The 14,117-nt window shown below is 36.8% G+C and carries 13 protein-coding genes; 5 read left to right on the forward strand and 8 right to left on the reverse strand.

Going from position 1 to position 14,117, the window contains the following annotated elements; all coding sequences use genetic code 11:
• Positions 1 to 268: 268 nt before the first annotated feature.
• The 3 genes from ACYVFA_RS25500 to ACYVFA_RS25510 all read left to right on the forward strand — a co-directional run bounded on the left by ACYVFA_RS25500 (position 269) and on the right by ACYVFA_RS25510 (position 2,566).
• Positions 269 to 787, forward strand: a complete 519-nt coding sequence (locus ACYVFA_RS25500) for a low affinity iron permease family protein (RefSeq protein ID WP_460474693.1) — start codon at positions 269 to 271, stop codon at positions 785 to 787.
• 546 nt (positions 788 to 1,333) lie between these two features.
• Positions 1,334 to 2,161 carry a hypothetical protein gene (locus ACYVFA_RS25505; RefSeq protein ID WP_460474694.1) on the forward strand — a complete coding sequence of 276 codons (828 nt, stop codon included), beginning with the start codon at positions 1,334 to 1,336 and terminating at the stop codon, positions 2,159 to 2,161.
• Positions 2,162 to 2,212: 51 nt separating this feature from the next.
• On the forward strand, positions 2,213 to 2,566 hold the full coding sequence (locus ACYVFA_RS25510; protein WP_460474695.1) for a LytR/AlgR family response regulator transcription factor: 354 nt from the start codon (positions 2,213 to 2,215) through the stop codon (positions 2,564 to 2,566).
• A gap of 117 nt (positions 2,567 to 2,683) precedes the next feature.
• Here ACYVFA_RS25510 and ACYVFA_RS25515 read toward each other — a convergent pair whose 3' ends face one another.
• From ACYVFA_RS25515 to ACYVFA_RS25525, 3 genes are all read right to left on the reverse strand, one after another.
• Complete coding sequence (locus tag ACYVFA_RS25515; RefSeq protein ID WP_460474696.1) at positions 2,684 to 3,409, reverse strand: hypothetical protein; 726 nt, start codon at positions 3,407 to 3,409, stop codon at positions 2,684 to 2,686.
• Positions 3,410 to 3,482: 73 nt separating this feature from the next.
• A complete protein-coding gene (locus tag ACYVFA_RS25520) occupies positions 3,483 to 5,045 on the reverse strand; it encodes an ADP-ribosylglycohydrolase family protein (protein WP_460474697.1) in 1,563 nt (520 codons plus the stop codon).
• Positions 5,046 to 5,084: 39 nt separating this feature from the next.
• A complete protein-coding gene (locus ACYVFA_RS25525) occupies positions 5,085 to 6,320 on the reverse strand; it encodes an NAD(P)/FAD-dependent oxidoreductase (RefSeq protein WP_460474698.1) in 1,236 nt (411 codons plus the stop codon).
• 161 nt (positions 6,321 to 6,481) lie between these two features.
• On the opposite strand from ACYVFA_RS25525, the gene ACYVFA_RS25530 reads away from it, so the two are divergent.
• Positions 6,482 to 7,255, forward strand: coding sequence for an alpha/beta fold hydrolase (locus ACYVFA_RS25530; protein ID WP_460474699.1), 774 nt, complete (start codon positions 6,482 to 6,484; stop codon positions 7,253 to 7,255).
• A 49-nt stretch (positions 7,256 to 7,304) separates the two neighbouring features.
• On the forward strand, positions 7,305 to 7,970 hold the full coding sequence (locus tag ACYVFA_RS25535; protein WP_460474700.1) for a CBS domain-containing protein: 666 nt from the start codon (positions 7,305 to 7,307) through the stop codon (positions 7,968 to 7,970).
• On the opposite strand, the gene ACYVFA_RS25540 is transcribed toward ACYVFA_RS25535, so the two are convergent.
• The 5 genes from ACYVFA_RS25540 to ACYVFA_RS25560 form a co-directional block, all read right to left on the reverse strand.
• Positions 7,960 to 9,204, reverse strand: coding sequence for a TCR/Tet family MFS transporter (locus tag ACYVFA_RS25540; RefSeq protein ID WP_460474701.1), 1,245 nt, complete (start codon positions 9,202 to 9,204; stop codon positions 7,960 to 7,962). The genes ACYVFA_RS25535 and ACYVFA_RS25540 overlap by 11 nt on opposite strands.
• Positions 9,205 to 9,372: 168 nt before the next feature.
• Complete coding sequence (locus ACYVFA_RS25545) at positions 9,373 to 9,621, reverse strand: hypothetical protein (protein ID WP_460474702.1); 249 nt, start codon at positions 9,619 to 9,621, stop codon at positions 9,373 to 9,375.
• A 95-nt stretch (positions 9,622 to 9,716) separates the two neighbouring features.
• Complete coding sequence (locus ACYVFA_RS25550) at positions 9,717 to 12,245, reverse strand: YfhO family protein (protein ID WP_460474703.1); 2,529 nt, start codon at positions 12,243 to 12,245, stop codon at positions 9,717 to 9,719.
• A gap of 153 nt (positions 12,246 to 12,398) precedes the next feature.
• Positions 12,399 to 13,064, reverse strand: coding sequence for a hypothetical protein (locus ACYVFA_RS25555; protein WP_460474704.1), 666 nt, complete (start codon positions 13,062 to 13,064; stop codon positions 12,399 to 12,401).
• A 1-nt stretch (position 13,065) separates the two neighbouring features.
• Positions 13,066 to 14,058: an alpha/beta fold hydrolase gene (locus ACYVFA_RS25560; RefSeq protein ID WP_460474705.1), complete on the reverse strand. Its 993-nt coding sequence runs from the start codon at positions 14,056 to 14,058 to the stop codon at positions 13,066 to 13,068.
• Positions 14,059 to 14,117 lie beyond the last annotated feature (59 nt).

A 14,117-nucleotide genomic window follows, 5' to 3' on the forward strand; every position in this document is an offset into this window, starting at 1 on the left:
CTTTTCATTACTTCTCTTATAACTAACCATTTACAGTTTTGCCTTTTTCAAATGTTTATATAAGTTCTTAGTATTATGCAACGATATATACTTTTGTATAAACCCGATAATGGATCAGTATAGGGAAGATAGTTACCCAATTATGTACAAAACCACTAACTAATGCCTTCAGATATTAGTGGTATAGTTTTTTTATATATATCCTTATATATAGATATACATAAGCAAACAATTACAATCAATTATAAACACACAAATTCTTTTTACAATGAAAAGAAAGAGAAAAGGAATTCTCGGTTTCTTCGATCGTTTTTCCAAGAAAGTAACAAAGGCTACCGGAAGCCCCTATGCTTTTGTAAGTGCTTTCATCATAATTATTATATGGGCTTTATCAGGGCCTCTATTTAATTTTTCTGATACCTGGCAATTGGTTATTAATACTGGTACTACTATTATCACTTTTCTGATGGTCTTTATTATTCAGCAATCGCAGAATAAAGATACTGTTGCATTACAAATTAAATTGAATGAGCTCATAGCCTCGAGCGATAAGGCAAGTAATAGGTTAATCGATATAGAAGATCTGACGGAAGAAGAATTAGATAAAGCTAAAGCCTTTTACAGAAAATTGTCTGACCTGGCAGAGAAAGAAGATGATGCTTTTATTTCCCACTCTATTGAAGAAGCTAATCAGAAACATGAGGAAAAGTTTAATACTCAACGAAGACCAAAAGTATCTGATAAGAAAAAAGGAGAAGAAAAGAAAGAAACCAATAAAGCTGAGTGAGTAGTGCTAAAAGTTGACGACAATATTGTGTTCTTCTATCTGAATGATGAATAAGCAGTTCACTAGTTTTTGTATTCTTAATGGCCCTTTTCAGGGCTTTACTAAATTTTCAGCATTCATGTTATCATTTAACTGAAAACTCACTATTCTTCTTTTAACTAACGATAAATAGTGGGTTTTCTGATGCAATTTTATATAAGGCCAGATGTCTCAAAAATATCACTGACAAATACTTGGTGAGCTCTATTAACTATTGTGTCTTTTAACGACTCAGGATATTTATGAAACTTCTAACTCATAAGGAAATAGTTTTAAAGTTAAATGGGCTATCATTATGAAATTCATTTTTGTTTTAGCTGTCAAATTTATTATTTACAAAATAATATTAGGTATACCAAATTAATAAATATATATTTACACACTTGCGAAAGTATTTATCAACAACTTCTACAAAGCTGCCAGTATCTTCTCAACGACGATTTCCCAACAATACGATTCAGTAAAAGTAATTATTTAATACTCACGTTTTAAAGGAATAAAATCATCATGAAAAAACAACTTCTTGTTTCTGACACAATTGTATCCAATTGTGTAGTAATTGTCGGTCTATGGTTAAAAAACATCTTTATCTTCTCTTTTTTTACTCCTGTAAAATCTGCCAATCCTGATAAAAACCCAAATAGGTTCATCTTATTTATTGCTATTGCATTACTTTGTTTTTCTGGCAGAAATATATATGCTCAAAATCTGTCGGCCATGCTTGATGTAGCTGCTAATAATAAAGGAGTCTTGATTCCAAGGGTTAGCCTCACTTCTGCCACCGATATTGTTACTATTCTTGCTCCTGCTACCTCACTGCTGGTATATAATACTTCTACTGTTGGCAGCCCTCCTAATAATGTTTCACCTGGTTTTTATTACTGGAATGGCACAAAATGGCTCATTTTAGGAAACACAGTAGCATTTGCTGAATTTCATGCGATTATGCCTCCTGATAATTCGGCTACCATTGCAGCAGGTGCAGCCATCAATTTCCCTCAGAATGGCCCAACTAATGGCATTATTACCCGTATAAATGAAAATCAGTTTACGATACCAGATGTTGGTACTTATTCGGTTGACTGGCAGGTAAGTGTAAGTGAAGCAGGGCAGCTTGTTTTAAAGTTAAACGCAGTTGAGCTTGCCAGTACTGTTGTAGGCAGAGCCATAGGTACAAGTCAGATAACTGGTCATACACTTATTACCACCACAGAAACCAATAGTATTTTAAGTGTGCTAAATCCAACTGGTAATCCGGCGGCACTTACATTAACACCTATTGCAGGTGGTACACATGGCGTTTCAGCTACACTTGTTATTACGCGTTTACAATAACACTCCTATGTTTGATGTCTCTATTTACTTTATTTACTAAAATAGCAAACCATGGAAACTTTAATAAATGTGGGCGGTAAAACTAAACTACTCGGTAAAGATGTAGCTTACTTTGAAGCTGACATCAATTATACAATTATTCACTATGCTGAAGGTAATACAAAAATGGTTGCAACTACTATCGGCCATATTCAAGACAGATTAGGAGAAGAAAGTGGCTTTATCCGACCTAATAGAGGCTTACTTATTAATCTTGAATATATAGATAGCCTTCGATTAGGCGAGTTGTTATTACAGAATAAGATGAAAGTCAACATTTCAAGACGTAAAGTAGTCTATTTGACATCTGTTGTAGAGAGCCATTTTGAACAAAAAAATGTAACTCTCTCATTTACTACAGCTTGAAAAACAAACAATTTCATTTACGATAATATGTATTTTCTGCTAGTCAACTTTTTTCAGGACGGGTCAGACACCACATAAAAAAAGCCCGACCTGTGAGTCGGGCTTCTCTTTGCCTGCTTATCTGGCAAAGGCCGCAGCAGCTATATTATCATTAAACACGATATTCGTTGTTACTTTTACTGTTCGCTTATCAGCCGTGCTGGTATACGTTGATTCTGATGGGTATTTGATACCGTAGCCAGAAGTGGCATAATTAGTATAATCTTCTGTGATTACCTCTCCACTAGCTAAAGTTAACTTCCTTCTGGCTAATAGGCCGGTTCCTTCATCAAAGTATAAATTATACTTTACCCCTTTACCACTTAGTTCTACCTGCGTTACTTTTTTCCCATTTAGCGTTTCCGAACCAACCAAAGTCGCTACATAGCCTTTCTTTTCGTAATCCCAGAAGGGTAAGACAAACTCTCTTAATTCTCTACGCATATTTTCCTGTTCCTTGGCACTCAAGTCTTTGGTTTCATACTGCGTATTTTTATCTCCGCTTCCTAGCGGCACTTTCAACCAGCCCTCATTACTTTTGATACCATATATAAAGGTTCTTTTCAGGATGGTCTTCGATTTAACCATAGAGCCATCACCAAATGAGGCTTTCACATCCAAGTCGTAATCGGCAGCAGTGCCATTTTTATAGCTTTGCTTCATTGAGTAAGTATTCACGCCATCCCAGAGTGACTTTCCACCTGTAGCTGTTATATATTTATTAAAAACATCCTGCGCGGTTTGAGCAAATGCAAAACTTACCGAGATTGCAAATGTCATGAGACTAATAATTGATTTTTTCATACTTGCTGGATTAATTATATTTCCTTATTAACGTTATTTTCTCTTTCCCATTTTATTAGACCTTAATTATCTACTAAGGTTTAATTTTTCTTGGCTGCCCGAATCGATAAATAGTCTGATTACCTTCGGCATTCGGTTGGTCATTATATACAATTACATCATTCAATCGTAAATCGTACTGAGCTGATGGATTTAGTAGTTTAACTACTACTTTATGCTTTCCTTTCGGCAATTGATAGTTCCAGAAAATCTCATGTCTACGAGTCCTGAATTCAGTAGGCATTTCTACGGTTTCAATCAGCTTTCCATCTATATACACTTCTGTATTCAACACCATTTCTTTTAAATCTTTATCCTTCTTTTCAGCAACGCCTTTGATTACAACCCCAGTACCTTCAAAATCAAAACTATATTCGTCTTTGATACTTTTATAAACAAATATCTTATCAACCGGATAGGTCTTTTCGAAGCTTTGTTCCCAACGAACTAATTCCGGCTTTTGGGTTAGGATACTTACTTTATCTCCTGTAATCTTACCCCCATTGCGTTCGATATTCTGTAAGGCATGCTTCAATCCTATTTCGTATACTTTATTTAATGAGATAGTAGTATATTTAAAATCAATATCTTCGGCTTCTTTTAATCCTATCTTCCAATAAGCTGGTATTTTTGAATACCCTAACATAGTTCCTAAAATGCCACAGGCTGACGAAGGATTACAATCAGCATCTTGCCCGCAACGAGTGGTTATTTCTATAGTTTTGGTAAAATCTCCTTTACCATATAATAAACCTAGTACTACATAAGCAGAATTTAGTTTAGCATCTATATTAAAAGGTGTAAATACGCCATCAGGGCAACCGATATCATCAGACCATCTTTCCTGTAAAGCATACCATGTTTTTTTCCAGTCGGTCGGGTAGAGTTTATAATACTTAATTACATCGGCTATACATTTATAATACTCACTTTGTTTCGGAATTGTTTTCAAAGCTTCGTTAATAACGTATTCAATATTAGTAGAAGTAAAGGCTAGTGTATAGCAAGCCCCTAAGAAAATACCTCCATACCAACCATCACCGTAGTTCATGATATGACCAATTTTATCTGAAATCTTAGAGGCTGTGTTAGGCATTCCCGGTGACATCAATCCTGCAAAATCACATTCAATCTGATAGTCTATACAATCAGCATGAGGATTGTGCAACCAATGCCCCGATTGTGGCGGCATAATATTATGTAATATATTATAACGACCTGCCTGATTGGCGTGCCACAATGCATAGCCCGCATTCGCATAGGCTTTGGCATGAGATTCAACCGGAGCATCAAGTCCTTCTTTTTCGAGAATATCTACAAAGGTTAAATCCATGTATAGGTCATCATATAATCCTGGATTTTCAATCATAGTTTTCTTCAGATAACCATCATACCATGGAATAGGCTGATAATCATTAATGATAGTACCATTATAGCGAAATTCCATTGGCCCACCGAAAGTTACCCCAATAGTCTGGCCTGCCCAGCCACCTTTTATTTTATCATGTAGTATTTCTTTTGATAGGGTTAGGTATTTTTGTTGGGCCTGACTAACCAATGCCAGACATAAGAATAGTGAGGTAAGGATTTTTTTCATAAATATTTATAGGTTTTGAATAGATACGCTTTTACTATTTCAAATCTCACTAATCATCTCTGCTACCTCCTTACCTGTTTGCATCGCAGCATTTAAAGATGGGTAAGCCAGATAATCGCCACAACGATAAAGATTTTCATCTAATTTTAATGTCTGCTTTTTTGCACCTACCGGAAACTTCACTACTGCCTCTGGTATATGATAGGTACGCAAGTGTTTCCAGACATTTACTTGTGCACCGAACCAATCATACAATTCACGTTTAATGCGGCTGATATGATTACGCTCGTCAATCTTATCCAAGCTTTGAGTATTTACGGAAATCAGGGCTTTACCTGCAGTTCCATAGGTATGAGTAATATCAGTAGGCACACATAAGCTATGCACTATACTTTTTCGGTCAGGGTTTAAAGTTAGCATTTTTTGTCCTTTTAACGGAGAATATTCCGCCGAAAAATAAGTACAGGTACTTGTCTGGTATTCATAGGTTTTATCCTCGCCCAAAAGATTAGAAGTTGTATGAGGGTCAGTTGCTATCACAATTCTATCGGTTGACAGCACTTCTCCACTCTCTAAAAAAACCTGATTAGATTCTATTCCCTTTACTAAGGTATTCAGACGGATTTTTTCTTTTGAAATCAGGTCAGAGATTTGTTCGGGGATTGCCTGCATCCCCTCAGCTGGAATCGCCATCTCACCTTTATAAAATTGCTTGAAAACAAAGTGGAATAGATTACTTGAAGTATGCAATTCGTTATCCAGCAAAACGCTACCAAAGAATGGTTTGAAAAATTGCTGAATGATTTCTTTGCTCCATCCGTATTCTTTCAAAAACTTATTCGTCTCTGTATCGTCCATTCCAAATAACTCTTCGTCGGAGATTTCTGAGATATATTTCGCAAATTTTTTAATTTTCAATTGGTCATTCCAGGAACCTATAGGCGAAAAAGCTCTTGAGAAAAGGGAGCCTTTGCCTTTGAACGGGTTTTCGAGTTTTGTGAGCCCTTTATTCGTTTTTATTAAAGTTCCTGATTCGAAATATTTAAGATCTAAGTGACTGTATCTTAATATTTTACGTGCTTCCGGATAGTTGGTTAATAATGCCTGAAAACCTCTATCAAGCCTGAAACCTTCCACTATATCTGTACGTACCCGCCCACCCAAAGCATCCGAACATTCTATGATTACGAAACTCATTCCTTTGTCGTTCAGATACTTCGCACAGGTCAATCCTGAAATCCCACCGCCAATAATCACTGTTGAAAAGTCATTCATAAACTTTTAATCTCAGTTTTTCGTTTTTACTCTAGAAAGTTTTGAAAATTCAATTTTAAACCACTATTTTGTCTTTAGAAAGCACAAATATAGACGTATTTCTGAATTACATCTTTGTCAAAACAGACTAAATCTTTAATAGAATTTTTCAAGAGAATAGAATGAATTATCAAGTACAACAGGAAGGAGAGTTTAAATATATTGATGAAGGTAGCGGCGATACGTTACTCATTTTGCATGGTTTGTTTGGTGCATTAAGTAATTTCGACGATGTGATTGAGGGTTTCAGACATCGTTGCCGGATTGTTATCCCGGTAATGCCTATTTATGATATGCCTATGCGCGAAGCGAGTTTGGATGGTTTACAGGCATTTATCGAGAGATTTATTGCTTTTAAACAACTGAATGACATCATCTTGTTGGGTAATTCATTGGGTGGTCATGTGGGGTTATTATATACCTTGGCACATCAGGAAACCATAAAAGCATTAATATTGACCGGAAGTTCGGGATTGTTTGAAAATACAATGGGTGGCTCGTTTCCGAAACGCGGAAGTTATGAATATATCCGTGAACGGGTGGCCTATACTTTCTACGACCCGAAAACAGCTACTAAAGAATTGATTGACGAGTGTTTTGAAATTACCTCTAGCATTCCGAAATGTATGAATATCGTTCAGATAGCCAAATCGGCGCAACGCCACAATATGGCTAAGCAGATTCCTAATATAAAAGTACAAACTTGCCTAATCTGGGGTTTGAACGATACCATTACTCCTCCTCATGTAGGTTTCGAATTCAATCGTTTATTAGAGAATTCAGAACTATATTTTATTGACAAATGTTGCCACGCCCCTATGATGGAGCGACCCGAAGAATTTAATCACTATCTTGCCAAGTTCCTAGACAAGGTTCAGGAAGAAGTATTGGCATAATTTTTTAGGATATTTCTTCGGAGAAATATATTATAAAATTTTTACAAGAATGACGGCTGCTCAAATTATCAACCACGAATTACCCATTTTGAAGCTGAGCGATACAGTTGGCGATGCTTTAAACTGGATGGAAGAAAATCGTATTGGACAATTGGTGGTTGTCGATAATGAAAAATACTTAGGTATTATAAGCGAAGACATATTGTTGAATTATGACGAAGACTTATTGATTTCTGAGATAATGCCTCAATATTCGGGCGTTTACATTTTCGATTACCAGCATTTATATGAAGCCTTAGGGCTTATATCAAAATACCACCTCGAAATACTGGCAGTGGTAGATGAAGAACAGATTTTTGTTGGCAATATTACAGCCGGAGAAGTTTATAATAGATTCGGAGAGCTTCTTGGAACACAAGAACCAGGAGCTGTGTTAGTTATTGCAATTAAAAACAGAGATTATTCTTTGGCAGAAATCAGTCGTTTGATTGAGTCTGATAATGCGAAAGTTTTGAGTAGTTATTTTTCAGGAAATCAATATACAGGACAAGAAAATTCAATGCTTACACTGAAAATCAACCGCCAGAATATCTCATCCATTGTAGCCACCCTCGAACGTTTCGGTTATATCGTTGAAGGTGCCTACGCGCATGAGCCTGTTGATAGCATTGAGCAAGAACGCTACGATATGCTAATGAAATATCTTAGTGTTTAATTTCTTCTGCTTGTTCTACTTTAGTTGTATGCTTGCGCAGAGTTCTGATAATCAATAATAGACTTATTGTCGTTAAAAGCACAGATACCAGAAAAGGGACTCCCGGGAAATAGATAGGAGCATCTTTAGCTGTGAACTTAGCAAAAAGGCTTGACATAAGCACAGGCCCGATGATAGCCGCTACACTATTAAGACTGGTTAAAGACCCCTGCAATTCGCCTTGTTCATTGGCAGGAACCTGACCTGAAATAATCCCCTGCATGGCCGGACCTGCAAGGCCACCTAATGAAAACGGCACCATAATCGCATATACCATCCAGCCTTCACTAGCAAAACAATAAGCCAGTGAACCTAAAATTGAAAAAGTAAAACCTACATAAATTGCTTTTCTTGTACCTAACTTAGGAATAAGAATTCTGGTTAAGAAACCCTGAACAAAGGCAATCATTACACCTACAAAAGTTAGTGACAAACCTACCTGTTCTGCTGACCAACCAAATTTTTCTTTGGTATAGTAAGTCCAGGTTCCCTGAGTTGAAAAACTCGAAATATAAACTAAAAATAATGCTGCTACCAGACCTACTATCATCGGAAATCGCTTCAGATTCAACAAAGCGCCAATAGGGTTAGCCCGTTTCCAATTAAATTTTCTACGGTTCTCTATACTTAATGATTCAGGAAGTACAAAATAACCATATAGCCAGTTTAAAATTGTTAAGCCACCTGCTACCATAAAAGGGGTACGTGTACCAAAATGACTTACAAACCCTCCAATAATTGGTCCTATGATGAAACCCAAACCAAAAGCTGCGCCAATCATACCAAAATTCTGAGCTCTTTTATCTGGTGTACTGATATCTGCCATATATGCGGCGGCGGTAGTAAAACTAGCCCCCATAATACCTGCAATAACCCTACCTACAAACAACCAGCCGATTGTTGGTGCAAAAACCAACAGCAGATAGTCGAGACCAAAGCCGAAAAGTGAAGCTAGTAATATAGGTCTGCGCCCATATTGATCGCTAAGCCCACCCATAACCGGAGAAAAAAGAAACTGCATTACTGAATAGGCGGCAAATAGCCAGCCACCGTAGCGGGCAGCTCCACTGGTATCTACGTGTGCAAGTTCTGAAATTAAATCGGGCAAAACAGGAATAATTACTCCAAAGCCTATAGAATCAATAAGAACAGTGATAAGGACAAAAGAGGTTGCAGCACTTTTTTTGACAGACATTGTTTAGATAAGTTTTACGCAAATTAACCCTTTTTCTGACGCATTTCTTTAGTTTCGGATTAAATTTAAGTAAAACTCAAGTAACTTTCCATTTTGCAGGTCGGTATTGATAATCATCTGGCTGTCGTTATAGTTATTCTGGTTTAAAAAGCTTGTAGAATAGGTCCATCATGAAATAGTAAATGTATTCCAGCCTATATTAAAAAAAGCATTGGGTACATCAATCCGGCTATTTTTGCCATTAAACTGATAAGCACTATTCTCGTTACCAAATCTATCAACCGTTGAAACAAGATTGGCAGGTATGCCATGGTTATTATTTCCGCTTTCATCATTAGCATTTCCATAAAATCCCCAATACCCTATTAGACCATTGCTTGGCACATATGGACGAACCTGCGAAAAAAACAACAGCATTTGTCAATAAAAGAAAAACGATTACAGCCAAAGACAAAGTTTTTAGATTCATTAGTCAACAGTTTAATAGTCAATAGCAATAAAAAATCATTTAATCACACGGCTTCTTCCTTATTTTTCTTCTTACGGAAACTAAAGAAAGCTACGGCAGCTCCCCATAAAAGTATAGAGGCAATTGATACAATGCTCCCTTGTTTAACGGTTGGCGGAGTAAAGGCCAGTTTAACTTCATGCTTACCTTTTTCTAATAAAATACCCATTAATCCCGCATCTACTTTCTCAATTACAGTTTCTTTTCCATCTACTTTCGCAGACCAACCTTTATCAAATGGAATAGCCAGAAAAAGAATTTTAGGGTCATTTATCTGGATCTTGCCTTTAATAAGGTTATCTGTAAACGAAGTAATCTGCAATGTATCCAGTTTCAGTTTGCTTGTCCAGGCTTTTAACGCATCTAAAGTAACGCCTTCTGAAGGAACAATAGGAGAAGTAATTTTTGAAATACCTTTGAGTTTTTGTTCAAAATCTTTGTTGACGTTAACTGCTTGTAAGACGGCTATTTGTCGGTCTAAAGAATCCAGTTTATTATAATCTGCTTCTGGAATGTACTGGTCAAAAGTTATACCTAAAGGTAGGTTGTCTCTCAGAACAAATACCTTCACATCTTTAAACATCGCCACTGAATCCTGATTAGCTCCTCGCATGGCCGCGGCTTCTACTCCTTTTGCCAGAAAGTATTTTACATTGCAAAGTCTTTGTATCAAAGGCGAGCCAAGCACTCCAAATAGCCAACGACTGCTTGTTTCATCATTGATTCTAAGCAGTTTTACGCTCTCCAAAAACTTCACATAGTTCAGCTGGTTAAAAGAATGGTAGGAACGGGTACCATTATAACCCTGAATTTTGGCATCATTGGTACTTCCGTGTATCGCAACTCCCGACATATAGTTCTTTTCAATTCTATAGAAATTCGGGTCTTTTTCTTTCAGGTATTTTACGGCATCAACTGTAGCATCGTTCATTCCTACACCTACTTCATTAAGTTCTTGTTTAGTAAGTGCATCTCTTTTAGAAAGGGAATTTGATGAGAAATAAACTACTTCCACAAGCGAGAAAACAGCTATTAGCGAAAAAGCCAGAGTTTTTAGGTTATGGCTGCGGCTCATAAACAGAAAGCCTGTATATAGTAGTAAGAATATATTAGCCATACTCTTCACACTTTTGCTGACTGTTTGTCCTTCTGCTACTACTGTATTTACAATAATGAGTAACAATACACTTGTGATAGCTAAAGCAATGACATTTACTTTCCCGTTCTCATATAAAAAATTTAAGGCCCTCATCGAAAAGAAGAGTAACAGACACACCATTAGCAAAGAGAAAGTACGGTAATAGTCTCCAGTAAATAACCAGAAGGCATATCTTAAATAAGGGAAAATGATAATTAATAAAGATAAACCCAGCAATGTGCCATAAATAATCTGCTGTTTACGATTCAATTGGAAGAAAAACTGCGGCGCCAGAAGCAGACTTAAAAATCCGCAATAGAAGACAGGGGCCTCCATATAATTCTGCCAACCTGTATAACTTTTTCCATCACCTAAGAAGTCACTTGAAAACATCCTCAGAAGAACTGTTGAGTATTGTTTCCATTCTCCCAAACTTAATACCGGGCTGCTTCGCAAGGTATTTGCATAAGAATAATCACCACTAACCCGGGGGCTATCAATCATCTGCTGCAAATTGCTCCATAACTGGAATGACCCTATCCCTACCCCTACTATACCTAAAACTAGAAATACCAGTAGATGCTTGCCATAATCGAGTGTTTTAAGAGAATGATTTTCGGCATAACGTACGGTAATATAGGCGAATAACATGATTCCGTATAGATATAAATCAAACGGTTGATGTATACCTACCAAGGCAATGGCAATTGGGAACAAAGCCCATTGTTTCTTTGATAAATATACCTCAACGCTATACAAAAGCATAGCTATGTGCAGGATTTCCAAAGGAAACTTATCGACTGTCCAGGTTCCGCCAATAATCACATATCCACAAAAAGTGAATAGTAAGCCACCTATCAAGGCCGGAAGGTTTTTAATTTGTAGAGTTTTGAGATATAAAAAAAAGAAAATACCTGCCAGAAACATATAGATTACCTGCATCCATATCATCACAGCGGCGCTATCGGTCTTGAAAATTAGAAATAAGATTGCACTAATAGGATCAAACCAGAAAGGATGGACATTCTGCCCCAGACCTTGTTCAAATGACCATTGAGGCATGGTACCATATTTCTGAATATATGCGGCATGATGATAGAATTGCGGATAAATGAGGTTATAAGAATCGCTCCCAATGTCTTTAAACATATAAGCTAATTTGCCCCCAATATATGATTTATATACCCAGCCTAAGAGAATAACCAATATTCCGGCAAAAAACCCCAACATTTTAGCAGAAGATAATTTCTCTAAAAACCTTAAATTACCAGAAGAGGCATTGGCAGGAGTAGTAATAAATGATTTATCAGCGGGAGTATCTACTTTATTAATCGAAGGAGTTGTCACATCGTTAGCAATAGCGGGCTTAACAATGTTTTTTTTCTTCTTAGCCATACAAGAGGGTATATAAATAGGTTTGTTTCCACAAAAATAGCAAAAGCCTTGCCTATTTTATTAAAATTGTAAAAAAATCATAGAGACAAGAAATTAATTAATACGATAAGTTGTGTGGATTGTCAAATAATAAGTTAGTTATCTCATTATCAATTATTTCAGCTTTAGATTATAACCGACTTGCAGATAGAATGGAAGCAACGGCTCGGTTTTAAAGTCCTGAGTAATAATTTTACCAGCTTTGAGCGTTAAGTCGTGGCATCGCCAGCTAAAACCTGATTGTAAGCCATAATAGAAGTTTCCTCCGGTAGCAGGGCTATACCACCCATCTTTGGCTGCAAAATTTTCTTTCATTAAATCAGTATGCTTGAAGTGGGTTACAATTGCTTTATCAAAACCAACTTCGCTCGCCAGAAACCATTTAGGTTGATAATAGCCGATAATACCAGAAAAATCACTACCAAAATTGTTTAACCTGACATAATTGTTCTCAAATCTTCTAAAAACACCTTGAATCTTTGTGCTAAGCTGGAAATCACCTAAATGAATCCATCTGATCTGTCCACCAACTTTAGTTTTAAAATCATCACCAATGTTATTTCCTGATGGCAAAGAGAACTCTGCCCCTATTATGATAGGTAAGGCAGTTTTTAGCTGATAATGATAAGCTAAACTTAAGGTCACTCCATAATCCAGACCTATATCGAGGCTTGTGATATGGCGCTGTTCTTTTTGCAGGCTTGCCCAGTTAATTGTTTGGGCATAACTAAAATTGATAGATATAAGATAGAGAATAATAAACAATTTGATAGAGTTCATATTATAGCGAAGTTAAGTAGTTTAAGGCAATAGGATAAAAATTACTCCAACCTGTTGGAAAGCTAAGCATATCATGACCAGCATTATTTATCTTTTCCAATTGAACATTTGGATAGGCTGATGATACTTTTTGGGCATGAGCTAATCCATAAGATTTATTTCTCTCACTATAAACGAAGAGCACTTTAGCAGTATATGATTTCAGATTAGTTGTCCAATCTGGTTTGTCTCTATCTCCTGCTTCAAATAAGGCTTCCTGAATCACTGCACCGCTTCGCCAGAATGGCAAAGGGCCATCATTACCTAAAGAACTTTCTGCCGATTCATCGGCAGAGGCCATCAGAGAAAACTTATAATCTAAAATAGCCTGCTCATCTTGCTTGCCAGTAATAAACTGGTCTAAATAAGTGGCATCATTGAGGGTTTCAGAAGTAAACCTGAAACTGCGCGAACGCCCTACATAATCCAGCACATCCTGCCAGATAAAACCACCTGGTTCTGCTAGAATTGCCCCATTAATGTTTTTAGGATAAGCATTGATATAAGCTGTTGCCAGCATAGCTCCCCAGGAATGTCCCAACAGAAATACCTTTTGTGTGGTTGAAGTTTTATAATGAGCAATAACCGCACTCAAATCATCCAGCATGATTTGTATGGTGTAAATACCCTTAGGATGTCTTTTAGATAAACCCGAGCCTCTTTGGTCATAAAACACTACATAGTAGCCTCGACTGGCAAATGCTTTGCAATTGAGCAGATAGCGATAATCGCTACCAGGTCCTCCGTGCAGTATGATAAGCATGGGATTAGCAGGGTTGCCAAAAGTCTCTGCATGAAGTTGGGTATTATTGATTGTAATAGATGGCAGTGAAACATCTTGCTCCACTGTTTTCGGGACTAAGTTGCCGTCGTCGTTAATAGATAGCGCTTTTTCACAACTGACAATAAAGAATGTCAGCAATGTTGCTGAAATAATACTCAATGTTCGATTCATAATTTTTGCTTTAAATTTTCAGCAAAATTGGATCGTTCATAGGTATCAATCGCCTCAAT

This window comes from Emticicia fontis (assembly GCF_054779675.1).

What these genes read in the sequence shown, in the direction of transcription:
- ACYVFA_RS25530 (WP_460474699.1), top strand. Translation starts at nt 6,482, where the DNA reads ATGAATTATCAAGTACAACAGGAAGGAGAGTTTAAATATATTGATGAA.
- ACYVFA_RS25505 (WP_460474694.1), top strand. Translation starts at nt 1,334, where the DNA reads ATGAAAAAACAACTTCTTGTTTCTGACACAATTGTATCCAATTGTGTA.
- ACYVFA_RS25560 (WP_460474705.1), bottom strand. Translation starts at nt 14,058, where the DNA reads ATGAATCGAACATTGAGTATTATTTCAGCAACATTGCTGACATTCTTT.
- ACYVFA_RS25550 (WP_460474703.1), bottom strand. Translation starts at nt 12,245, where the DNA reads ATGGCTAAGAAGAAAAAAAACATTGTTAAGCCCGCTATTGCTAACGAT.
- ACYVFA_RS25520 (WP_460474697.1), bottom strand. Translation starts at nt 5,045, where the DNA reads ATGAAAAAAATCCTTACCTCACTATTCTTATGTCTGGCATTGGTTAGT.
- ACYVFA_RS25525 (WP_460474698.1), bottom strand. Translation starts at nt 6,320, where the DNA reads ATGAATGACTTTTCAACAGTGATTATTGGCGGTGGGATTTCAGGATTG.
- ACYVFA_RS25535 (WP_460474700.1), top strand. Translation starts at nt 7,305, where the DNA reads ATGACGGCTGCTCAAATTATCAACCACGAATTACCCATTTTGAAGCTG.
- ACYVFA_RS25515 (WP_460474696.1), bottom strand. Translation starts at nt 3,409, where the DNA reads ATGAAAAAATCAATTATTAGTCTCATGACATTTGCAATCTCGGTAAGT.
- ACYVFA_RS25540 (WP_460474701.1), bottom strand. Translation starts at nt 9,204, where the DNA reads ATGTCTGTCAAAAAAAGTGCTGCAACCTCTTTTGTCCTTATCACTGTT.
- ACYVFA_RS25500 (WP_460474693.1), top strand. Translation starts at nt 269, where the DNA reads ATGAAAAGAAAGAGAAAAGGAATTCTCGGTTTCTTCGATCGTTTTTCC.
- ACYVFA_RS25510 (WP_460474695.1), top strand. Translation starts at nt 2,213, where the DNA reads ATGGAAACTTTAATAAATGTGGGCGGTAAAACTAAACTACTCGGTAAA.
- ACYVFA_RS25545 (WP_460474702.1), bottom strand. Translation starts at nt 9,621, where the DNA reads ATGCTGTTGTTTTTTTCGCAGGTTCGTCCATATGTGCCAAGCAATGGT.
- ACYVFA_RS25555 (WP_460474704.1), bottom strand. Translation starts at nt 13,064, where the DNA reads ATGAACTCTATCAAATTGTTTATTATTCTCTATCTTATATCTATCAAT.